This is a genomic window from Nocardia brasiliensis ATCC 700358, from assembly GCF_000250675.2.
Lineage (GTDB): Bacteria > Actinomycetota > Actinomycetes > Mycobacteriales > Mycobacteriaceae > Nocardia > Nocardia brasiliensis_B.
On sequence record NC_018681.1, the window covers coordinates 1059828 to 1084841 of the forward strand.

8 protein-coding genes are annotated in these 25014 nt (G+C 69.0%); all 8 read left to right on the plus strand.

Annotated elements, in window-relative coordinates; genetic code table 11:
• Positions 1-107: 107 nt before the first annotated feature.
• The 8 genes from O3I_RS04645 (at position 108) to O3I_RS04680 (ending at position 25005) form a co-directional block, all read left to right on the plus strand.
• Positions 108-1073, plus strand: a complete 966-nt coding sequence (locus O3I_RS04645; protein ID WP_014981736.1) for an alpha/beta hydrolase — start codon at positions 108-110, stop codon at positions 1071-1073.
• 104 nt (positions 1074-1177) lie between these two features.
• Positions 1178-1666: a DUF6301 family protein gene (locus O3I_RS04650; RefSeq protein WP_014981737.1), complete on the plus strand. Its 489-nt coding sequence runs from the start codon at positions 1178-1180 to the stop codon at positions 1664-1666.
• Positions 1663-2112: a TY-Chap domain-containing protein gene (locus O3I_RS04655; protein WP_014981738.1), complete on the plus strand. Its 450-nt coding sequence runs from the start codon at positions 1663-1665 to the stop codon at positions 2110-2112. Before O3I_RS04650 ends, O3I_RS04655 begins: the two co-directional genes overlap by 4 nt.
• 124 nt (positions 2113-2236) lie before the next feature.
• The gene (locus O3I_RS04660; protein ID WP_014981739.1) at positions 2237-4021 is read left to right on the plus strand and encodes a hypothetical protein; all 1785 of its coding nucleotides are present in this window, start codon (positions 2237-2239) and stop codon (positions 4019-4021) included.
• Positions 4022-4024: 3 nt separating this feature from the next.
• On the plus strand, positions 4025-4402 hold the full coding sequence (locus O3I_RS04665) for a toxin-antitoxin system YwqK family antitoxin (protein ID WP_014981740.1): 378 nt from the start codon (positions 4025-4027) through the stop codon (positions 4400-4402).
• Between the two features lie 191 nt (positions 4403-4593).
• On the plus strand, positions 4594-4947 hold the full coding sequence (locus O3I_RS42385; protein ID WP_014981741.1) for a hypothetical protein: 354 nt from the start codon (positions 4594-4596) through the stop codon (positions 4945-4947).
• Positions 4948-4963: 16 nt separating this feature from the next.
• Positions 4964-5479: a YbaB/EbfC family nucleoid-associated protein gene (locus O3I_RS04675; RefSeq protein WP_041562417.1), complete on the plus strand. Its 516-nt coding sequence runs from the start codon at positions 4964-4966 to the stop codon at positions 5477-5479.
• A 17-nt stretch (positions 5480-5496) separates the two neighbouring features.
• Positions 5497-25005 (plus strand): hypothetical protein, encoded by a 19509-nt coding sequence (locus O3I_RS04680; RefSeq protein WP_014981743.1) that lies wholly within the window; start codon positions 5497-5499, stop codon positions 25003-25005.
• Positions 25006-25014 lie beyond the last annotated feature (9 nt).

Below are 25014 nucleotides of genomic sequence, written 5' to 3' on the forward strand. Positions count from 1 at the left end.
GTACCCCCTGTGCTACGACACAGCAGGTGAGCGCCGGTTTTGTGCACTACGCCCGATCGAAACGGCGGTGATTGCCAGGGGTGCGAACCACTTGGTTCACTGGACAGATGATCAATGGCGATCCGCTGTCCCTACCCAGTCGCGGCACGATCTGGGCGCTGCAATCCACCCTGCGCCCGCTCGGTGCGCGCCTGCCCGCGAACCGCCTCGGTGTGGCCGGTGCGCGACTGGGTTTGGCCCTCGCCTGCCAGCTCTGGTTCGACCGCATGTTGCCGACCACGTCGGTGGACGTCACCACCCCGCGCGGCCGGACGGCGGGGGAGTGGGTCGGTGTGCCGCCGCGACCGGGGCGCGCCCTCATCTACTACCTGCACGGCAGCGGATACGTCGGATGCAGCCCGGCCACGCATCGCGGTCTGGTGTCCGAGCTGGCCCGCCGTCTGGACCGTCCAGCGTTCACCCTGCGCTACCGGCGCGCCCCGGAACACCGCTTCCCCGCCGCGCACGACGATGTGCTGAACGGCTACCGCTGGCTGCTCGACCAAGGGCATGCGGCGGAAGACATTGTGCTGATGGGTGATTCGGCGGGCGGCCATATGGCGCTCGGCCTGTGTGGGCAATTGCGCGAACTGGGCTTGCCGCAGCCGAAGGCGCTGATCGGCTTCTCCGCGCTGGTGGACGCGACGTGGTCGCTGGCGCGGGCCCGCCGCGCGGAGGTGGACGACGCCTTCATGACTCTCGGTCTGGCTCGCCGCATGACCGGCCTTTACTACGGCACAACGCATTTCGAAGACCCCCGCATGGACGTGGCCGCCCACGTCGGCCCCGACCTACCGCCCATGCTCCTCCAAGCAGGCGGCAGCGAAATGCTCAGTGCCGACGCCGAGCACTACGGCACCGCGCAGCGGGCCGCGGGCGGTCACTGCGAGGTCCAGCTGTGGCCCGGCATGTTCCATGTGTTCCAGGTCGGCCACCGATTCCTGCCGGAAGCCCGTGCGGCTCTCGACGCGGTCGAGAAATTCGTCGCCGAGGTGGAGAATCCGCAGGTCACCCGGGGTCCGCGCACCGCGTGAACGGGACCGCGGCGAGTGCCGGGCACTGTTGTGTCCGGCTACCCGTTGTGGCACAGTCGAGCGCGCAGAAACACGAGGTCCGACGGGGCAACTAGGGTGATCGCATGACGGAATGGCGCGCGCTGACCGACGAGGAGATCGTCGACCTGGCCACTCGGCTGCGTTCGGTGCAGTGGTCGTGGCGGGTGGCGGACGCGGCCGAACTGGCTGCGGAGTTCGGGTGGAAGGTGGTGCTCGCCAAGCCCGAATGGGCGATGCTCGACACCGGTTTCGGCATGGGCAGTGGCCGGATCGCCGGTTCGGACGGCGCGGCCGAGTACATCACGGCCAAGGTCGCCGGTCCCGCCTCCGACGACGCGGCGGGGCACGCGCAGTCGCGCGACGCGTTCGCCCAGCTGGGTGCCGCGCTGACGGGTGCGCTCGGCGACCCGACCGATCGAAAGCCGGGAGCCTCGGCCGAGATCCGTTGGGCCGGTACGGAAACGACTGTGGTGCTGAAGGATGTCGAAACCGCGGTTCAGCTTTCGCTGATCAACAACGCCAAGCTCGCGCTGCGCGATCAGGCTGTCGAACTCGAAGGGCAAGAGTTTTGACCGGGTGGGATGAGTTCGCGGCCGGGCTGGCCGAGGAATTGGCGGCGCTGCCGGAGGGCGCGATCGTGAAGGTCATCCAGTCCAGTTCGACCTCGGAGGTCGGTCCGTACGCCCAGTTCCTGCAAACCGCGGACAGGGTGTGGGCCGAGCTCGTCAGCGACAAATGGCTGAATTCCGCCGCGCAGGCAGGCGCGGCGGGCAACGATCTGATCGCGGGCGCGGGCTGGCAGCTGCCCGATTTCCAGCACGGCGACAACTGGTGGATCGAGTTGCCCTGGCCGATCCGAACCGCCGACTACGCGCGGCTGGCGACGATGGTGGTGGTCGGACTGCGCGACGCACTGCATGTTCCGGCGCCCACGGATCTGGTTTATCGGGCCTGGAACGAGAACACCGGCAACACCCCGTTGGAACTGCCCGCTCTGGGCCTGTCCCGCGCTGGATGAGTCGTCGCGGCGGGTGGCGCGATATTCGCCGCTCGCCATCGTGCCCGCTGTGCCAGGATGAATTCGTGCGGCCGTCCCCGGGGCCGGCCGGTGTCCGTGTGCCAGACGAGGAGAGTTCCGCGACGTGACCAGACCAGACGACGAGGCTCCGCAGGACAAGCCCCGCGCCGAATCGGCTACGGATCGCGAGCAATCCGACGTGTCTTCGCCCACCTCCCCGGCCCGGTCCGCGGAAACGTCGGCCGAGCAGGACGCCTTCATGCGCCGCTACTTGAAGACGGTAATGCGTCGAGCGCCTGAGGAGCCTGCCCCGGCGGGTGCAGCCGCGGCCGACGACGAAGCCGCGGGTGCGGAATTCATGCGCCAATTCTTCGCCTCGCTGTCGTCCGAGTCGGACTCGGACTCGGACGAAACCGTGGCCGAACTGCTCGAAGGTGTCGGCGTCGAACTGCCGGACGGCGACGACCCCGACGTGGGTTTCACGCTGATGGGCGCGGCACCGCAGACCGAGGACGTCGCCGAACGGACCAGTGCGATCAGCCACCAGGTCGCCCGTGAACTCGGCGCGGCCGGTCCGGAAGGGTGGACCCGGCTGGAGGCGACCTTCGCGATGGCGGTGGGCGCCGAGGTGGCACTGGTCGTCTTCACCGACGAGGAGGGGCGGGTCGCGCGCGCCTTCCCGCCCGAGGACGTGCTGGCGCTCATCCGGGAACACCGGCACTTGTCGGCACAGCTCAGTGACGGCCCCTGGTGGCGCTATCTGCTCACCCTGACCAACTCCGGTCAGGTCGAGGTCGATTACGACTACGGTGACGAGCCGTTCCCGGACGACCAGCTGTTCGCGCCGGAGATCTACCGTGCCGACCTCGAGGTGTATCCCCGTGCGGCGCTGCCGATTTGGCTCGCCGCGTATCTCGGGCACGGCGATCGCCAGTCCCGTACCCCGCGGGACGCGGCCGTGCAGGCGCGGGCGGATCGGGATACCGGCAGGCGCGGTGTGCTGTCCGAACACGACTTCCCGGCCTTCCCGCTGATGGCCGCCCGCTGGGGTGTGATCGCCGCGGCGTTCGTCGCCGCCGGCTCCGAACTCGGCCCGCGGGTGCTGCCCTCGATGAGCTGGTTCGAGGGGCTCAAGCGCAGCGGTTCCACGCTGTATTCGCTGCCCGGCGGCCGAGCCGTCCTGTCCGGCGGCGTGTGGAACGCGCCCGCCCTGGCCCGGGCCTACAACGACGGTGAGCCGATGCCGCAGCTGTATGCGGGCGCCCCGGAGTGGATCGCCAACCCGGTGCTGAACGCTCGGGTGGCGGGTGGCCTGCTGTCGTTCTGCTACTGGTGGGAAGGCGGCAACTGGTACCGCGGGGAGTCGCCGATCGCGGACGAGCTGAGTGACGCCGTGCCCGGGATGTGGACCTCGGAAACCGTCGTCGACATCGTCTGCGGAGTGCTCGGCGACGAGGTGACCGAACGGCAGCGCGCGGCCGCCGCGACCCTGGTGTCGGCCGCCGAGATCGGGATCGTCACCCGCGCCACCCTGGTCGACGTGTTCGGCGACGACGGCGCGTTCGACGTGGACAGCGCCTTTTTCCAGCTCGCCATGGCCGGCGCGACGATGACGCTGCCCGAGCCGATGCCGCAGGAGGACGCGCTGGCTCGAGTGCGGCAGTTCGTCATCGACAGCGGAATGAACACCGCGCGCTATCCGCTGTCGGATCTGCGGGCGGAGCGGATCAGCGTCGGCTGGATGGTTTACGTGCCGACCAAACCGGACGAGATCGCGATCGGCCGGGCGATCTTCTATATCGCCGACGACGGCGTGCTCGAGCAGTCCTCGTCGTCGGTGGCACCGTCGATCTTTATCGCGGAGTTCGAGGAAAGATTCCAACGACGGCACAGCGCGGTGGAGGCCTGAGCGATGACCGGCAATGAACCGATCGATGTCGACGACCCCGACGCGGACATGTCCAATGAGTACAGCCAGATGTTCTACCGCGGGGAGCGGTACACCGGTGAGGCGGTCGAACGCGACGCCGCCGGGACGATCATCGGACTGTGGACGTTTGTGGACGGATTCGAAGACGGCCCGAGCAAGAGCTGGTATTCCGACGGCGCGCCCAAGCACACCGGCATGGTCGTCAAGAACAGGCCGGTCGGGGAGTGGCGCGAATGGTATCCGGACGGCAGTCTGCGGGAGGTCAGCGTCTTCGACGGGCCGGGCAAGCTGGTCTCGCGGCGGAAGTGGGACGACAAAGGCGAGCTGATCGACCAGATCCCACGGCCCGGTCAAGGATGAATCCGCAGGTCGCAGCCTTGTGCCCCTAAATTCTGGGGCTCTGCGCACCCCCCGTTTGGAGTAGTGGGTGAGTGTTGTTGGTGTTACCGTAGTTTGACTGATCGCCGCTGCGCACGTGAACGTCGCATGAACGGGCGAGCGGGTCGTGAACGGGGGCATATAGCCTCGGTCGGTACAGGAAGGGGTTCACGATGGCCGATGAGAAATTCGAGGTCGATCCCGCCGCATTCCGCAGAGCCGCCGGAAAGACCCGTACCGTCGGCACGCGCGTCGCCAAGGTCTGGTCGAACCTGGAGACCGCTATCACCGGCAGAGGCGCGCCGTGGGGCGACGACAAGCTCGGGAAGCAGTTCACCGACGGTGCCGACGGCCAGCCGGGTTACAACGCATCGAAGAAGAACATGCACGACTTCGCCGTCGGGGAGGGCGGCAACGAGGGAATGGCGGGCACCTTCGACGGCCTCGCCGATTCGCAAGAGAAGGTCGCCGACGATATCCAGAACATCTTGGAAGAACGTAACCGTCAGGGCTTCGAATACAAATGAGTGAAGGTCGGTCGCTGTGACACATGATTTTTCGCGCGGAGATGTCGCGGGGCTCATGGACGAGGTGCAGTCGCAGCTTCGGAACATCGCGCAGCTGCAACGCCAGCGCACCGCGCTCGTGGGCAAGGCCACGGTCCGGGGTGGCCGGGTCACCGTGTCGGTGAACGCCGACGGCGTGGTCATCGACGTCAAATTCGGCCGCAATGTGGAAGAGCTCGAATACGCGGATCTGGCCCGTGCGGTACTGCAAGCCTCACAGGAGGCGGCGGCGGACGTGATGCGGCAGACGCAGGAGCTGATGGCGCCCATTCAAGAGGACCGCGCCCGGCTGCCCAAACTGTCCGACCTGGTCGAAGGCATGCCGGACGTGCGCTCGATGATGCCGACGATGGACCGGGCTCCGCAGTCCAAGCCGGACGCACCCGATCGTGCCGCCGCCGCGGCGGCGGATCAGGGCATGACGTTCGACAATGTGGAAACCGTCGAGCAGGTCATACCGAAGAAGCCGGGGGTCACCGATTCCGGTTGGTAATCGGGTGGTGACCAGGTATGGGCGATTTTTGGAGCGGCGTAGTCGATGTACTCGGGTGGGTCGCCGGTAGCGATTGGCCGGACGGTTCCGAGACCGGCATGCGTGGCTTGGCCGATGATTGGCGTAATGCCGCCGAGGGCATCAGAGGTATCGAATCCGATATCTTGGCCGCGAAGAGTGCTGCCCTGGCCGCGTACCCGCACGGTGCCGCCCGCGACGAAATCGGCGGCGTATTCCAGAAACTGCTCGACGGCACCGGCGCGACGAAAGAACAAGAAAACCAAAATCTGAAAAAGATGGCGGAGTTCTTCGACGGCATCGCCACATCCTGCGATAAAGTCGGCGACGAAATCGAATACGCCAAATGGATGATGGCCTCGTCGCTGGGCCTGCTCGCGCTGGAAATCGCTGCGGCGTGGCTGTTTCCGCCCACCGCGCCGGCCGTGGAAGCCGGGGCGATCATCGCCACCAGGTTCGCCATCCGAATGATCGCGCAGCGGGTGATGGCCGCGATCACCAGAGCACTCGCCAAGATGGTCAGCTCCGCCTTCGCCAAGTGGTTGATGAAGCACGTCGCCATCGACCTGGCGCTCGGCACCATGCAGGACCTCGGCATCCAGCAGATGCAGGTCTGGCAGGGCAACCGCAAGGAAGGCGTCGACTGGGGGCAGGTCGGCATGACCGCCCTGTCCTCCGGCCTCGGTGCGGCGGCAGCGGGCCCGGTCGGCGACAAGCTCGGCAACATGCTGAGCGGGAAGATGAAGCCGTTCTTGGCGGGCGCGATCACCGGGATGGCCGCTGGCACAGTGGGTGCCGTTGCCGGCGCGCTACCACAGTTCGCCCTCGACGTCTACAAGAACGGCTGGGGCGCGGCGTTCAGCAACCTCGATCCACGGATGTTCACCGCGGGCGTCTCCAACGGTGCTATGTCGGGTGGCAACAAGGCGTTGGCGAACGGGTACTTCAGCTCGTCGCCGAAGTGGGGCGGCGGCGTGCGCGTCGATCCGGTCGGCGTGCCCCGCGTCGGCTCTCTCGGCACCCTCACCCCGACCGGCGTCGGAGCGGGGGCGAACTCGCCCGCGGTCCATCCATCCGGGGCAAATGGGTTGGGCAACAACGGTTCTGGTGCGAACACCGGTACTACGGGCGGTGGCACCGGGGCCGGTCGTACCGGCGACGGTACGGGTGCCGGGGGGAACAACAACAGCGGTAGAGCCGGTGACGGTTCCCGTAATACCAACAGTGGCACCGGCGACGGTTCGTCGTCGCGGACGTCCACGGGTGATGGTTCGTCGTCACGTACCTCGACGGGCGATGGCGCGTCGCAGACCTCCGGTGACGGATCGAACCGGACGAACCCGAGTAGCGCTGAAACCGGTGCGCAGCAACATGATCGGGGCGGATCGGAAAGCCGCGCGTCCGACGGTGGCCGCCACGAAGGTGGTTCGGAGAACCGGGCGTCCGACGGTGGGCGTCACGAAGGTGGTTCGGAAAGCCGGGCGTCCGACGGTGGGCGTCACGAAGGCGGCTCGGAGAACCGGGCCGGAGCCGCGCCGGAGCAGGCCGGAAGCGGTGACCAAAGCCGAAGCGGCGCAACGGATCAGGGTGGCAGCGGACAAGATCGTGGTACCGCGGGTGAGACCGGGAACGCCGGTGCGGGTGCCGATCGCAACGCGGGCTCGCAGCACACAGGGGTCGACTCCGGCGCGCCGATGCAATCGGGACAGGCTGCGCCACAACATAATCCGGTCACGACGGCTGATCCGGCGCGCACCGGCGGCGACGGATCGCAGCCGAGGGCCGGTGTGCCGGGTGAAGCGCGGCCGCACACCGGCGCCGAGCCGGTGCGTGGCAGCTCCGAGCCGGTGCGTGGCGGCGAGCAGGCGCGGACTCAGTCGGGTGGTGAGACCAGGGCGACCGACCCGCGGGCAGGCTCGCCGGAGGCGCGCCCCGGTGCCGAACGGCCACGCGTTGATTCGCGTGCTTCGGTCGCGGATCCGAATGCCCGTGCGGGCACGCGTGATTCGACGCCGGGCATCCGCGCCGAATCGAGCGGAGAAGAGGCGCCGCGCGCGAAGCAGCGGGTCACGAGCGAAGCGGGCGATAACGTCCAAGTCCGTTCGGAAGCAGGCGATTCCACGGTACGTCCGCAGACCGACGCGCCGCGCTCGGGCGAGGCGACACCCAGAACGGGCGAGGCGACACCCCGAACGGGCGAGGCGGCACCGCGTTCGGGCGAAGCGCCCCGTTCCGTCGACACTTCGGCTCGGCCCGAGACCGGTGCACCGCGATCGGACGATCCTGCGACTCGGCCCGAGACCGATGCGCCGCGCTCGGATGACACCGCGACTCGGCCCGAGACCGACGCGCCGCGTTCGGATGACCCTGCGGCACAACCGAATCGGCCGCGTGTCGGTGAGGAACCACGCGCGGGCCGCGAACCGGGCGAGTCCGGTGCACGGCCGCGCGACGAGGCCCCGGCGGCGCGCGACGACGTGGATTCGACCCAGCACCCCGATCGTGTGGACGGCCCGGACGACCGGCAGCGCAGTGCGGATGATCTGCTCTTGGTCCCGCCGCTCGTGGGTCCGGACGGCGCGAACACCCCGCACGGGCGGCACCCGAGCGCCGATGCGCCCAACGACGGCTCGCCGCGACCCGACGGCGATACCGAGCCCGGTGACGCACCGCGACCGCGCGGGGACGACGATCTGCGCGGCAAGTGCGGCCTGCTCTCCGTTGTCGAGCTGATCCGCCGGTTCGGCGCCGAGAACTTCCGCCTGCCCAACCGTACGATCGGCCCGGACGGCATGACCGCGGGTGAGCTGGTCGCCTCGGCAGGTGGCGCACTGCGGGAGTTCCCGGGCGCGGATGCCATCGCGAACCGCCTGATGAGCCTCGGCGAGGGCGCGACCGCGCTGGTGGTCGACGTCTACAGCGGCCCGTCGGATCGGCACGGCGTCGGCGCGCACGCCTACCTGATGGTGCACGAGAACGGCAAGATCACCATCCGCGACGCCACTTTGACCGGTGAAGAAGGCGGCGCGCCGGTCCGTGACGTCGACCGTTCCCTGGCGATTCTCTTCAAAGGTGATGGGACGCCGGTCGATCCGGTGCCCGCGCACATCCGCGACGAACTCATGTCGCACGGTGCGGACGAGGCCGACCCGGTGCGCATCGGTGCGCGACCCGACGCGAACCAGTTCTACCGGGGTGCCGACGGCAAATGGCACCACCCGGAGGACGCGGACAATACGTGGCGTGACGAGGGCACGTTCCGACTGCGCGACAACACGGGCTGGATCGACGATCACCTCAGCAAGCGAGGGTTCGCCTTCCTGGCCGACGAAGGACCCGCCAAGCCCTACGACGTGACCGACCCGGACCTACAGAAGCAGTTGGACGACGCGTCCACCGAGCGGAAGAACCTGCAGACCCAGCGCGACACGGTGGCCGACGATCTGGTCAAGAATCTCATTCCGGAGTTCTCGCAGTACGGGATCAAGGAGATCCCGCAGTTGAAGGCCAGCGAACTCGACACGGTCATCAACCGGCTGACCGACAAGATCATGGCCGATCCCGGGCTGACCGACGACGCGAAGCTGGCGAAGCTCGAGAAGCTGAATGATCTGCAGAGTCAAGCAGAGAAGTACAACGAACTCGGCCCGAAGATGGTGAACGCCTCCAAGCTCCTCGGCGAGCTCGGTGCGAAGGCTTTCGGACTCGATCCGGTATTGCACCCGGATGCGGTGATCATCAGTCCGTTCAAGGGCGCGCGGGACGGCGCGGACATGGTCGACTACGCGATCCTGGTGCCGGGCAACGACGGTTCGGACGGCAACCCGCCGCGACCACCCAAATTGGTCGTGATCGAGGCGAAGGGTGTCGGTTCCGGGCTCGGCGGTGCGAACACCGTGGACGGTAGGGCACAGCAAGGCTCGCCGGAATACCTGCGGCGCACCCTGGCCATCGACCACAACTTGAAGACCATCTTGTCCGAGACGCCAGAGCAGTTGCGCGCTCGTGGCATCGATGTCGATTCGCCTGAGGGACAAGCACTTCTCAGTGCCCGCGACGAACTGCTGAAGGCGCACCGCGACGGCACTCTGGACATCGAGTACCACAAGGCGCACGTCAACATCCACGGCAAGGTCAAGATCTCCGAGTTCGGCCTGGACCGCAACGGTGTGCCGGTGCGGATGGACAACATCGGTGAGGTCCAATCCGATCACACTCCGCCGCAACAGAGTTCACCCGACGGCACGCCCCCGGCGGGACCGCATCCGCGCGGCGACAATGACCCTGCCAACCAGCTGGACGACCGCCGCGGCCGCTGCGGCGAGGACTCGCTGGTCGACCTGCGCAACCGGCACGGCGACCATATCTGGTTGCCGGAGCGCACAATCGGCCCGGACGGCATGACCGCCAGGGAACTGGAGGCGCTGGCCGGCGGCGAGTTGCGTCCCGTCGATACGCACGAGCAGATCCGCCAGCAGCTCATCGCCCTGGGCGAGGGCTCCTCGGCGTTGGTCGTCGACACTTACGCGGGGCGCGACGAGCACGGTGTCGGCGCGCACGCCTACGAATTGATCAACGTCGGCGGCGACAACATCATCGTTCGCGATATCGGTGCCGGACTGGACAATCACAGCTTCCCGCCACGCACGCCGGGGGAGGTGCGCAATATCCGCGCCATTCTCCTGGCCGGACACGAGGGACGGCCGGAACATCCGATCAGCGATGCCGACCGTCGTCGGATTCTCGATCAGGAAGCGGGCGCGCACGATCCGGCCCGCGTCGGCCAGCCGTTCGACGGCAGGCAGCACACCGGCACCGGCAGCCCACTCCACGAACTGTCCGACACCTCACCACCCGCCGACCTCGACGGCCCCGACACAGACGCGCCGCGCCGAGATACGGACCTGCCCGAAGTCGAGATGATCGGCGAGCCCGGCCCCGGTGTGACACCGGAGATGCTGGACGCCGCGCGCCGTTCGGTCGCCGAAACCGGTGAGCCCCTGGTGCTTTTCGGCAGCCGCCAAACCGGAATCTCGGAAAAGACCGGCGAACCGTTCCGCGCAGACAGCGATCTCGACCTTGCCGCGACCACGGCTGAAGGGCTGATGCGGCTCGCCGACCTGCACGAGGGCGAAAGCCCCATCCCGGGCGTCAAAGACGTAGCCGGAATCTTCTCCGAGGAAGTAGCCCGCGAAAAGGGCTACCTGGTCATCAAACCGGTAGCCGCCGACGCCCCCGAAACCCGCACCACCCCAACGCAAGAAGGCGCGCCCCCCACCAACCGCGCCCCCGCGGACACCACCGATACCCGCCCCCGCCCCGCCGAGGAAACCCCCGAACCGGCCACTCCGGTCCGTGACGAGAACTCGTATCCCGGTGCCAGCCCGCGCCCCGCAGACGAGATGGGCCGTAATGACGATGGCACGCAACGAGATTCGGACTCCGCCACCGATGGCCGGGTTTACGACGATCATCTCGCCAATGGCGAGGGCGTGGTACACCGCCCTGAGAGCACCTCGATCGGTGACGACACGAAGACACACAACGTGCGCGACAACGTGTTGCACGAGGACGGTGTCCATGATGTGGTCGTACACGGCAGCGAGGACGGCGCGCCGATCCCCGGCAACAACCTGAAGACCCATCCGGAGCAGATCGTCCAAGCGATCCTCAACAATCCGCATTACGTGCCCGGCACGCCGGTCAGGTTGCTGGCATGCCACAGCGGGAACGAACACGGCTGGGCCCAGTACGTAGCCAACCGCCTCGGTGTGGATGTCCACGCACCAACCGACGCGGTCGGTGTGGACCGGGCAAGAGGGCCGGGCCAGCTTCCCGTCATCCGCAACGGCGGGGAATGGCGGACCTTCCACCCCGATGCCGCAGTCGAACCGCACCCATGGGTCCGAGAGGGCGGTCACGAGCCGAATTATCGGCCCGCCCCCGAATCCGCGCGGCGTGATGGGACGGATGCGGAACCACGTCACCCGGATGCGGCTCGCCTGGATTGGATGAACAACGAAGGCAACCCGGTTAGGCCCGCGGATTCGTCGCGACCGGAACAGGATTCGTCACCGACGGTCAAGCCCGCGGATTCGGTTACGGAGGGTCGGCCGAAGCCTGCGGATTCGGCTCGGCCGGAGGGGGATTCGTCGACGCAGCCGCGGCCTAGGCCGGGCGGGGCGGATGATCCGGGGAAGATGGCGAGCGCGCTGTCGCATGAGCGTGAGGTGGGCTCGCGACTGATGCCGCCTCGGCCCGATGCAGCGGTCGACGGCGCTGCTCGCCCCGGTGACGACCTGCCGCAGCCGCATATCACCGACGAGTGGACGCCGTTGAGCGCGGCCGAGGTCGGCGCCAAGCTGGCCGAGGACACCGGCCTCGTCGTGTACGGGTTCGACCGGCCCGGTGTCGATGCCGAGGTGGCGCGTGAAATCGCCAGGGGCATCGTCGATCTGCGCGGCAAGTACCCCAACATGGACCTGCGCACCATCGGTATCGGTGATTTCCGGGGCCGTTGCTTGGCGATGGTCTTGCCGGGGATCAACCCGGAAACCGGTCTGCGGCGCGCCGATTCGATCAAGTTCAGCTCGGATTTCGTCGGCAGCATGAACGACTTCCGGCAGGAGGTTCAACGTGGCCTGAGCAACGGCCGGTTCGGCCCGAACATGATGGGTGACGGCCGGGCCGTGCTCGGCATCCTGACGCACGAATTCGGTCACGTGGTGGACATGCAGGGCCAGCGGGCCTCGCTGCGGCCGATGAATCCGGATGATCCGCATTCGCTGACGTACGCGGATCACGTGCTGCAGGAGTACTACAAGCAGAAGGCGGCGACAGATCCGGCGTTCCCGGCTACCCCACAGGGTTACGACCGGTGGCTGCGTCAGCTCAGCCCCTACAGCTTCGACCAGAACGGGGTTTTCCATCCGGGTGAGGCGGTCGCCGACGCCTTCCTGGACGTCGAACTCAACGGCTCGCGCGCGAGTGAGCCCGCCCAGGTCCTGCACCGGATGCTGACGGACCTGGCGGCGCTGGGCGCCGACGCGCTGCCGCCGCGCCTGCCGCGGCCTGATGCGGGCGGTGCCCAGCGCGCCGACGTACCCGCTGATCCTTCCGCACCGCAACGGGTTCCGGCTGCCGAAGCGCCACAGCGACCGGCGAACGAGCCGCCGATGCGGGCGGGCGACGACTCCGAGGCGGCACCCGCGCGGGATGAGGGCAGGCACGAGAGCCTCGCGGATTGGTCCGCACGGATGCGCGCCGAACAGGCGGAGTGGACGGCGCGGATGGCCGCCGAGCACGCGGCGGCGATGCGCCGGATCGCCGATACCGGACCTGTCGACTGGGCGTCGCAGATGCGCGCCGACCACGCCGAATGGCAGGCGCGCATGGCCGCGCTGCGGGCGGAGTTCTCTCGCGATATCGCCGACGGCGTGCTGCCGCGGGTTGCCGCCGAGGCGCCATCGGAGCCGACCGGTCGACACCGCGCCGAGAATCCCGAAAACCGGAGCCGCACAGGCGAGTCCGAAGGCGAGCCGCCGCATCCGGGTGACAAGAAGGTCTGGCCGCTCGGCGAGTCCGCGGCCGAGCCGGCGGCCGCGGGTGCCGGGGGCGGCAAGAAGCCGCCGGAAACCCCACCGCGCGTGGGTGATCCGGGCGACGAGGATGCGAACAACGGCGACCGGCAGAACCCCGAGGAGCCGGCGGCACGCGAACCGGAGCAGACGCAGACGCCTGAGGAACCCGCCCCGACACCGGAACGGCCCGCGCCGACGCCCGAGCAGCCGACGCCGACACCCGAGGAAGTGTTCGCCCAGCGGCAGCAGGACCTCGAGGCAGCGCGCGACCGTGCTCTTGCGGAGCGCGCCGATGCGCTGCGACAGCGCACCGAACTCGCGATGCGCTTGCGGGTCGACTCCGATGTCGACGCGCCCGGCCTGCGGCCCGAGAATCTGTCCGACACGATCGATGAGATCCTCGGGCGCACCACGGAGTTGCGCGAGCAGGCGGTAGTCGCGGAGCGGGTCCGCGATCTGGAACACCAGGTGGGCCGGATCGCCGACGCGGACGCCGAAATCGCCCGGATCGACCGGGATCTGGCGTTGCTCGCCGCGGAACGTGAGGCGGCGGCGCGCAACGAGACCCCAGAGGGCGAATACGACCGCCTGCTCGAGCAGCGGCGGCAGCTGTTCCAGGATCGCGAAGCGGCACGGACCATCCGGGACGAACTGGCGGTGCGGCACGGTATTTCCGATCTCGACGGCGACGCGTTCGAGCGCCGGGTGCTCGACCTGTACGACGAGTCGCAGGGCCGTAAGGTGCACGTGCGCGGCGGGCTGGACAGCATGGAGCGGATCGTCCGCGAGCCGCTGTCCGGGCCCGAAGCGGTGGCGCGGCAACGGGAGATCCGCGCACTCGCCGAGGCGCTCGCGGAGTTCAACCGGCTCGATCAGGCGATCGAACAGATCGACGCACGGATGGCCCAGCTGCGGGAAGACGGCGTCGGTCTCGATCGGCCGCCCACCGAAGACCTTGCCCCCGAACTGGATCGGCTGGCCGGTGAGCGCACCGAGCTGCTCCGTGACACCCGGGTGCAGCGCATGATGGTCACCGACCTGGCGCGCGCGTTGCGGATCGATGAGAGCAGCTTGCTGGAGAGTCCGCAGCGGCTGGCCGAGGAGCTGGAACACCAGCGCTCGCGGACGATGCGGGTCGACGAAATGGCCGACCGCCACGCGATGCTCGATCTCCTGGAGTCCGCGGCCGCGGATGTGCTCGCGGCCGACAACGCCATCGGCAGGCTCGAAGACGAGATGGCCCGCGTCACCGGGTTGTGGCGTGACCTCATCACCGCCCAGGGCGGGCACATGGTGACCGACCGCGTCGGCGTCATCTACGGTGAGCGCCCGCGGATCATCGTGTTCGGCCCGCGTGCCGAATTCGAGCACCCGCACCGCGCATTCGACGATGCGCTGCGCGACGCGTTGAACCGCAGTCCCGCTGCCGCGCAGGCGATGCTGCGGCATCCGCGCGTCGAGTACCACCAGATCGTCACCGACCGCTCGGGTGGGTGGCGCGATGTCGGTATGACCGGTCCCCGGATCGAGCGCACCGAAACAGGTTGGATCAATGGGGATCCCGGCATGCTGGTGGTCCGCTGGCAAGACGGTGACGGCGAGTGGCATCCGGTCAATCCGGCCCGGCCCGAATGGCGCACCAATCGCGAGGACGGCACGCCGGATCACTGGGAGGCGCCCGACCCCGATTGGTGGGCGGGCCTCGCCGACTTCATCAACGATCTGGCAACGCCTTTCGCCGATATCCCGCCCGGGCATATCGCGAAGAACATGCTGCCGATGAATCCGATGAGCGCGCCGGTGCTCTACGACGGCCTCGGCGTCGATCCGGATTCGATCGAGACTATCCACCTCGGCGGGGATATCTATGCCATCCAACGGAATCTGCGCACCCTGTTCGCGGCCATCGACCATCCGATGGTCCGGGATTGGATCCATCGGCATCCGGAAATCGGCGACTGGGTCAAGGCGCGGCCGTGGTTGCAGAAGATGCCGATCTTCGGCACCGTGTGGTCGTCGTTCGACTGGTACAAGCCGCCGGAGTCCAACATCCAGCCGATGTACCGGCGGTGGGAGCCTTCCGAGCATGCGCCGCTCGGTCACCGGGTCGAGATCCCGGAGTGGTTGCAGCGTTCGATCGACGCCGATGTCGCGCGCTGGCGCGAGGTGCAGCAGTGGGCCGACGGTGAATACGAGCGCTTCCGCGCCGATGACCAGCTGGCCGATCGGATGGCCGGGCCGTTGGCCGACTACCGCCAGCAGCAGCGGGTGGCCGGTGCGGAGGACGTGCTGAAGCACATCCGCGAGGAACTGGTGGATCCGCATCGCGGTGTCGACCTGAGCCGCCCGGATGTCGACAAGCAGTTGCAGCTGATCAACGAGCAGATCGATCGGCTCGCCAACAAGTTCGCCAACCACTTCGACACCGACAACCGGGTCGAGGTCCGTGACCAGATCGCCGATATTCGCCAGCAGCTGTTGGATATTCGCAACGAGCGCCCGATCACCGATGCCGACATCGCGCGCCTCGTCACGGAACTGACTCCGGCGATGCGTCCGCTGACCCCGGAAATCGAACGGCAGAACCCGGCTCTGAAAGCACCGGATCTGGACTTCGACCATGTCACCCCCCGGCTCGATTTCCCGGAGTTCACCACCGCGCAGCTACGGCAGATCCTCGACCACCTGCTCTTCGACGAGCACCTGGCCAGCGACCACGCCGATCCGAGCGGCCGGCCGGTGCTGCGGCGGATGGATCAGCTGGCCGATGTCGCCGAGGCCATCAACCGGATCGTCGAAGGCGAACCGCTGCCCGCGGATATCGTGCTGCTGCTGGACGCGCTCGCCGAGTCCAACTACCTGCGCGACCCGGCGAACGCCGGCAAGACCTGGCATCACGCGAACGCGCACGCGGTCGCCGAGGGCTTCCACTGGGACGCGAATCGCCCACCGCTGACCGAGGATCGGGCCGGTATCCCGTACGCGCCCGAACCGCTCAACCCGCCGGAACCGTTCCTGCCCCGGGATCGCTACGAGCTCCAGCTCGCCAAGGCTCGGGTTGCCTGGGAGGCGCGCACCGACGCCTTGCTCGAGGCGGCCAGAGCGGCGGGGGTCGACGCGGATGTGGTGTTCGCGGAGGATCCTGCGCCCCGGCTGGCGGAGCTGCGCGCGGAGCAGCCGGACGAGGCTGGGCGACAGCGCATCGACGATCTGAGCAGGGCCCTGCACGAGTTCGATGCCGCCGCCGCGGAAGTGACACGGTTGGAAGACCGCCTCGCGCAGCACGACGCCGACCGCGCGTTGCCGCGCGCCCAGCGCATGGAACTACTTGCCGGGGAACCGGATTCGCCTGCACGGCCGGAACCGGTGGCATCGCCCGAAGCGGTCGCCGAACGGCAGCGGGCCGCCGAAACGGAAGCGCAGCGCCGCCGAGCCGAGATCGATCGGCTGGAGCAGGCCAAGGCCGATGCGTTGCGGGCTCGGGACGAGGCCGAGGAGCAGTTGCGCCAGGCGCGGGACCAGGCCGAGGCGGAGGCTGCGTTCGAGCGGCAGCGGTTCGCCGAACGCGATGCGGCAGAGCTGGATCGGCAACTCACGCAACAGCTTCGGGACAACGCGCTGGCCGATGTCGAGGCACGTCCGTTGCCGGGTCTGCCGCAGGTCGGGGTGACCGATGGTGATCCGCGTCGCGTGGTCGTGGTGGTGCGCGGGGAGTCGGATCCGGCCACGCTGCTGGACCGGGCGGTCGCAGCGCATCCGGATCTCGGTGACCTGGTCGGGCCGAACCGTGACAATGCCACCGTCTTCCGGCTCACTCCCGGCGAAGACGGGCGCATGCAGGTCCATCGGGAGGATCCGCCGGATGCGCCGCCGCTGCACGCGGTGCGGCCCGAGCCTGACGCGCCGAGCGATGGCGGTGCCGCGAAGCGGTTGCCGGTCGCGGAGACGCCGCAGCAGCACCCGGAGATCGATCGGCTGGAGCAGGCCAAGGCCGAGGCGCTGCGCGCCCGGGACGACGCCGAGCAGCAGTTGCAGCAGGCGCGCGATCAGGCGGAGGCAGAAGGCGCGTTCGAGCGGAAGGGTGATGCCGAGCGCGCCGCTGCCGGGCTGGATCAGCAACTCACGCAACAGCTTCGGGACAACGTGCTAACCCAGGTCGGTGCTCGTCCGCTCACGGGTCTGCCGCAGGTCGGTGTGATCGATGGTGACCCGCGCCGGGTGGTGGTCGTGCTGCGTGGCGAGTCGGCGCAGCCCACGACGGTGCTCGATCGGGCGGTCGCCCAGCATCCGGACCTCGCCGAGGTCGTCGGACCGAACCGCGACAACGTGGTGCTGTTCCGTCTCGTCGTCGGCGAAGACGGTCGCACCCAGGTGCATCGCGTCGACCCGCCGGATGCGTCGGCCCTGCCCAGATCCCGCCCGGAACCCCACTCCCCGAGCGATGGCGGCGGTGCGAAGCAACCTCCGATCACCGAAACCCCGCAGTCCGGCGGAACCCCGCAGCAAGGCGAGAACACCCCTGGTGCCGCATCGCAGTCGCGGCAATCCCCGCCGACCGGCGAAATGCCCCAGCAGGGCGCGGTTCCGCCGGTCCGCGAGACACCGGTGGTCGGCGAAGCGCCGCAGTCGCACGAAACACCGCCGGGAGACGATGAGCCGCAGTCGCGGCAAGCGCCGCCGCCAGGTGCCGCCGCACCTGGCGAGGTCGCGCGCCCGGGGCGGAGTCAGACTTCGCCGACCGGCGCGGCCCCGCGGTCGAGCGAAGCGCCGACGGCACGTCAGGCTCCGCAGACCGGGGAAGGCGCCGCGAGCGAGGCACCGCAGTCGCGCAAGGCTCAGCAGCCGGGCGAGCAGTCGCGCCCGCAGGCTGGCCCGGTGTCGCCGGTGCGCGAAGCTCCGTCGGTCCCTGAACCCGCACAGTCGGGTCGGGGAGAGCAGGTGCGTCAGGCACCCGCCGGTACCGTGCCGCGGTCGAGTGCAGAACCGCAAGCCCGACCGGTGCCGGAAAACCAGACCGGTCCGCAGGCGGGGCCGGTGGCGGACACCGGTGTGCCGCAGCATGCACCGGGTGAGAGTGTCGGACAGGGTGAAACCGGCCCGCCCACGGGCGGCCCGGGAGTCCCAACGGGGAGCAATCGCCCGCGGACAGGTGCGCCGGCGGGCCAGTGGTCGACGGTCGGCGAACCGCGAGCGTACGAACCCACCACCCGTACACCGGAATTCGAAAGCCTGGTCACGCGGATCGCCGACGAGGCGGCCCGCGGTGCACAACTGCTCGATGGTGCGCGGTCGGCACTGCGCGGGCTCGGCATCGACCCCGACGGCCTGAATCCGCGGCAGATGGAGGAGCGGGCGCGCGAAGTCGCCGACGCCGCCGACGCCCGGATCACCGAGCTGAACAACCGCACCGGCATCCGGCCCGACGAGATGGTGCAGTACTTCGATGACCGCAACGCCGCGCAGCAGCGGTACGCCGAGGTCACCCGGTTGATGGGCACGCTGACGCAAAGTCTCGGCCAGTACCACGAGTCGATGCGGACAAAGAGCGACCTGTGCGCCGAAGCGGGCGCGGTGATCGCGCGTGACGTGCTCGCCACGGAGGGACAACCGTTGCGGAATGCGGACGGCGTCGCGGTCCTCCCAGGCGATCCGCGGCGTATCCTCGTGGTCTCGCCGTTCCGCGCGCCCGAGCACATCCTCGGCGACCAGTTGCGTGATTCCTTGGCGCAGCAGCACATCGACGTGGTCTACCGGCAAGTTCAGGTGGATGACACCGGCCGCGTGACCATCGTGGATCTACTGCCGCCGAGCGGTGCGACCCCGGTGGGCGAGCCGGTTACGCCGGGCCCGCGGCCGACTCCCGGCGAGGGCGGCGCACCGGTACGTCCGGGACAGTCGAACGAGACCCCCGGTTCGCGTAAACCGCCTGAGCCGGGCGAGGGTTCACGTCCGGGCGAGCCGAAATCCGAAGTGCCGCAAGAACCGCCCGCCCCGCCGCAGGCGGAAGGCGCAGGCGGCGGGAAGAAGCCGCCGCAACCGCCGGCGACACCGCCGGTCGGTGATCCGGGCGACGGCTCCGAGCGCCGCTCGAACCGTCGGGGCGACGCTCCCCGTGACCCGAACGAATCCGACACGGGCGCAGCCGATCTCGCCCGCGCGGTGGCTCGGGTCGAGGACGCGCCGACCTCGGGCGAGGAGATCCGCGTCGAAATTCTCAGCGAGGGCGCGCTGCAGATGGCCGAGCGGGTCGAGTTGATCACCCTCGCCGACGGCACGCAGCTGATCCGCAAGACGTTGAGCAACCCGATCCACGCCGACGCGGAAGTGCTTGCGGCGCTGGTCGGCCGGGCGGTCGGGGCGACCGTGCCGCACATCATCCGGGTCAGCGACAACATGATCTTCATGCAGTTCATGCCGGGCGACTGGCCGAGCAGCCTGCATCCGGGGGCCTGGAGCCCGCAGCAGACCGGGCTCACCGACACTCCCGCCGGTGTGCGTATGGGCTTGTTGGACGTGCTGATCCGGATGCCGGACCGCGGCATGACGAACTGGCTGGCCACCCGGGACGGTCAGATCAGCGGTATCGATCACAGCCTCGCGTTTGTCGGTGGCCGGCGTGGTGACGCCGAAACCACCAGCGGGTTCGCCTACCACTTCTTCGATCGCGGCGCCGATGGCACGATCCACTGGCGCCGGCACGAGGTCAGTGCCGCCGAACTCGCCGAGATCCGCCGCCGGATCGAGGCGATGGAGCCGGAATTCGCCGCGCACCCCGAGTGGTTCCAGTCGGTGCTCGATCGGTTGACGATTCTCGAGCAGAACGCGCGGCCGGACGACGGCCCGATTCCGCCCGAGGATCCGTCGAGCGGACCGGGCGAGCCGGGCGGTGCGGGTCCGCGGCAACCGGGTGGTCCGCAGCGCCCGGGTGCGCCCGAACAGCCGATCGCCCCCGAAAACGAAAGTGGCACACCGAAGCCGAAGGGTACTGCCGAACCTGAAGGCGGGACGCCCCCGCCGGATCCCGATCCGGCACCGACGCCGGAGGTGGATCCCGCCGAGCGTCGTGCCGAACTGGTCGAGTCGCGTGACCAGGTGATCGCCGACCGCGACAGCGCGGTGCGCCGGCGCGACGAGCTCGCCACGCTGCTCGGTGTCGATCCGTCCGACGACTGGGCGGCCCTGCGTCCGGGCGACGCCCTGGCCGACACGCTGCGCGAGCTGAACCACCACCGCATCGAGGGTCAGGAGCGGCTGCCGCACGACGTGCTCCGGGTGAAAGAGCTGGAGCGGCTGTGCAATCGGATCGCGACCGACGAGGAAACGCTCGCGCGGTTGACCACCGAGCTGGCCCGCCTGGACGCCGAGTACGCGCCGCTGGAAACCCGTGAAGCCGAATACGACCGGCTGCTCGAGGAGCGGGCGGACCGAGCGCGGGAACGGGAAACCGCCCGTGCCGCAAGGGATGACCTCGCACGGCGTCTCGATGTGCCGGAGCTGAGCGGTGACGCGTTCGACCGGCGAGTGCTCGATCTCTACCAGGAGGCGCGCACCCGAACGGTACGGGTGCCCGGCAACCTCGACAGCCCCGGCAGGGTGGTGCACGAGCCGGTGGCGGGGCCCGAGCGGGAACTGCGCGAGCAAGCCATCCGCAGCCTGCAGCAGTCGGTCCGGGAGTTCAACCGGCTCGACCAACTCGTCACGGGCATCGATGCCAGGCTCAACGAGTTGCAGCGGCAGGGCGTGGATCGGGACCGACCGCTCTCCGATGACGTTGTCGCTGAACTGGATGAGCTGGCGGGCCGGCAGGCCGCCATTTTCCAGGAGAGCAGGCGGCCACGCGCGGTCCTGGAGGATCTGGCGGAACGGCTGAGCATTCCGCTGACCGACCTGGGTCCGGAGCCGCAGCGGCTGGCCGACACGATCGATCACCACCTGCGTACCGACGACGGCACGGACCCCAATCGACCTGCGATGCTCGACGTGCTCGCCACTGCCGCCGCGGATGTGATCAGGGCCGACAACGCGATGACCCGGTTGCAGGACCAGATGACCGCGCTCACCGAGCGCTGGCATGAGGTCGCGGGCTGGCGCGACGCGCTCACGGCCGAGGGCGGGCGGATGGTGACCGACCGGGTCGGCTACTTCGGCGGTGAGCGGCCGCGCATCGTGGTCTTCGGTCCGGTTTCGGCCTCGGATCAGCCGCGGGCCGGGCACGATGCCGCACTCGAGCACGCCATCCGGACGAATTCCGATGTGGCGCAGGGCATGATGCGATCGCCGCAGATCGAATACCGGCATACCGCACCCGGCCGGGAAACGGTGGTCTCGCGCGGGCCCGAGGTGGAACGTCTGGAGACGGGCTGGACCAACGGTGATCCGGGTCTGTTGATGGTTCGCTGGCGCGACAGCGACGACGTCTGGCATCCGGTGAACCCGAGCAGGCCGGACTGGAAGACCAACCGCGACGCCGAGACGCCGGATGCCTACGACCCGGGTGATCCGGACTGGTGGGCCGGCCTCGCCGACTACATCAACGATCTGGCAACGCCTTTCGCCGATATCCCGCCCGGGCATATCGCGAAGAACATGCTGCCGATGAACCCGATGAACGTGCCGGTGAAGTACTTCCAGGACGGTGTGCCGGACGACGCTCTGGTCAACGTGCACATCGGCTCGGATTTCTATGCCATTCAACGGGATATCCGTACGCTGCTCGCGGCGATCGATCATCCGAAGGTGAAGGCGTGGATCCAGCGGCATCCGGAGATCGGGGACTGGGTCAAGGCGCGGCCGTGGCTGCAGAAGCTGCCGCCGTTCGGGACGGTGTGGTCCGGATTCGATTGGCACACACCGCCGGAGACCAATATCCAGCCGATGTACCGGAGCTGGGAGGCGAGCGAACACACCAGCTACGACCACGTCGAGATCCCGGAGTGGTTGCAGCGCCAGTTCGATCACGAGGTGGCCCAGTGGCAGAAGGTCCAGGACTGGGCCGACCGGGAATATGAGAAGTTCCGTGCCGACGATCAGCTGGCCGACAAGATCGTCGACCAGTTGGCGCAGTACGGAAAAGACCAGCAGGAGGCCGCCGCTCGCGCACTGATCGACCTGGTGCGCAAGCAACTGGTGGACGGGCACCGCGGCATCGACCCGACTCGATCCGACGTCGCCGAACAGCTGGCGCGGATCGACAAGCAGATCGACGAGCTGGCTGCGCGCACGGACACCATGTTCGACGGCAACGATCGAGACCTGGTGCGCGACACCATCGCTGATATCCGCAACGCCCTGCTGGACGAGCGGAGCAACAACGGCAGGATCAGCGACGAGCGGATCAACGAGATCGTCGCGGAGCTGGTGCCGAACATGTGGCACGACGCCACCGCCGAGGGCGCGCTGCCGCCGCCGCGATTCACCAAAGAGCAGATCCAGCAGGTGCTCAACCATCTGCTCACCGACGAGCACCTGGTCACCGACTACACCGATCCCAACGGCCGGGCGGTGCCGAAGCGGATGGACCAGCTCGCCGACGTCGCCGAGGCGATCAACCGTCTCGTCGCGGGCAAAGCGATGAAGCAGGACATCGTGCTGCTGTACGACGCGCTGGCCGAATCGGAGTTCCTGCGGGACCCGGAGAATCACGACAAGACCTGGCACGACGCGAACACGCACGCGGTCGGCCTCGGCTTCCACTGGGATGCGGATCGGCCGCCGCTGACGGGCGATCGCGCGGGCGTTCCGTACGCGGTCGGTCCCTTGCCGGAGCCGCCGCCGTTCCTGCCGCGCGACCGGTACCAGCTCGAATTGGACAGGGCGCGTGCGGCGTTGGACACACGCATCGATGCGCTGCTGGAGCTGGAGCAGAGCCTCGGTCTGGATCCGGAGTGGATGTTCGGCTCCGACCGGACGGTCGACGCGTTGCTGGCCGACCTGCGAGCAGCGCAGACCGATGCCGAAGGTGAACGGCGCGTTGATGATCTGGCGCAGGCCTGTCGCGACTTCGACGCCGCCACCGAGGTGGTGCGGGTGCTCGAAGAGAACATCGCGCGCCACGACAGCGAACTCGCGAAGGCGCGCGAGCTGGTGCGCACTGGTCGGCCGGAACTGCCTGAGACCGAAGCCGATTCGGCCGAGAATCAGCCGGACGGTGAGCGCACGCCCGGCTCCGCCGCGCAACGTGAGACCGAACGCCTCTTGGCGGAAGACCGCCGCGAGAGTCTGGAACAGGAATTGACCCGGGCGCAGGAGGCGCTGGATCGCGCCGAGGCGGCGCGTGCCGAGGCCGCCGAGGCGCTGCGCGTGTCGATCGAGCCGAACCAGCTCGGCTCCGAGAGTGAGATCGTCGCCCGCGGCGACGAACTGCGCGCCCGCACACTGGATGTCACCGAACAGCAAGCCCGGTTGGACAAGGTCGCCGAACTGGAGCGGGCCGCCCGTGACTATCTGGCGGCCGAGCTGGAAGTGGCGCGGATCGAGGAAGACTTGGCGCGCGCCGAGTCTCGGGCCGCGGCGCTGGCCGCCCCGGAGACGGGTGCGCCGGACCGTTCGCGCTCGGATCCGGAGCACGAAAACCGGCAAGGGGCAGTGGATTACACCGCTCCGGTACGTCCCGGTTCGGAGGACGGCGTGCTCGACGGCACCGATCGTCCCGAGCAGCAAAGCGATGCGGACTCGGGCCGGGACCGTGACGATGCCGGCAACAGCACGGATCGGGATCGGGCGACCGACGACGATGACGGCGACGACGGTGATCGGGCGCGCACGACGGAGGACGAGTTGACGCCGCCGGTGTTCCGTTCCCACATCCCGCATCCGCCGCACGAATTCGAGCTCGAGTTCCCGCCGCACGCGATGGCTCCGCCGCCGCCCAAGGCGCCGATGCCGGAGCTGCCGGAACCCGAAAAGCCGCCGGTGCCACCGGTTCCGCCGGTGCCACCGCAGCCGCCGGTTTCGCCGCGGCCGACGAGTCCGGCCAATCGTCCGGTGGGACGGCCGACCGGATCGCCGACGCCCACCGTGCCGCGGCCGACTCCGCCGCCGACCACGCCGCCGCCGACCACGCCGCCGCCGACCACGCCGCCGCCGACCACGCCGCCACCGACGACCCCACCGACGACACCGCCGACGACTCCACCCACTACGCCGCCGACCACGCCGCCGCCGACGACCCCACCGACGTTGCCGCCGGATCCGACGCCGTCGCCGGACCCGACGCCGTCGCCGGATCCGACGGGGTCACCGGACCCGACAGGTTCACCTGGCGGGTCGGGATCGCCGCGTCCGCCGCTGACGCCGTACCCGAGCGACGTGGCCAAGCCCGGCTACCCGGGGCAGAACGGCAACCAGGGACACAACGGCGTCCCGGGTCAGCACGGGCTCCCGCCGAACCCGCTGCTGTCCGGTGGACCACAACAGCCGTTGGTGCCGCCGATGATGCCGCCGCCCATGGTGCCGCCGATGGCCGGTGCCGCGGCCGGTGGCGGTGGCGGCGCGGGCGGGCGTGATGATCGGCGTCGCCGCTGGAACGACGAGAACGGCTCGGGCAGTTCGGAAGTCATCCTGCAGGCGCTCGACGGCGGCCGGCTTGCGACCTTCGACCCGGTCACCGGCACGTTGCGCGCCGCGACCATCGCCACCGGACAGGTGGGCGGCGTGCTCGGCTACTTCGGGGAGACCCTCGCCGTGTTCTACCGCAAGGACGGCAGGCTGACGTTGCGGCTCGGCGCGAACGAGTTCGATCTCGATTCGCCCGCGGTCGGCGTCGGCTGGGAACAGCGGGGTCCGCGACAGGCGCGGTTCCAGGTGCACGTCGACGGCCATACCGTCACCGATTTCCCGTATCCGCTCACCGGCCTCGGCACCGATCTCGGGCTGCTGGTCCGGGATGTGCTGGCCGATCCGCGGCGCTGTGCCACGATCTTCAGCTGAGGAGGAATC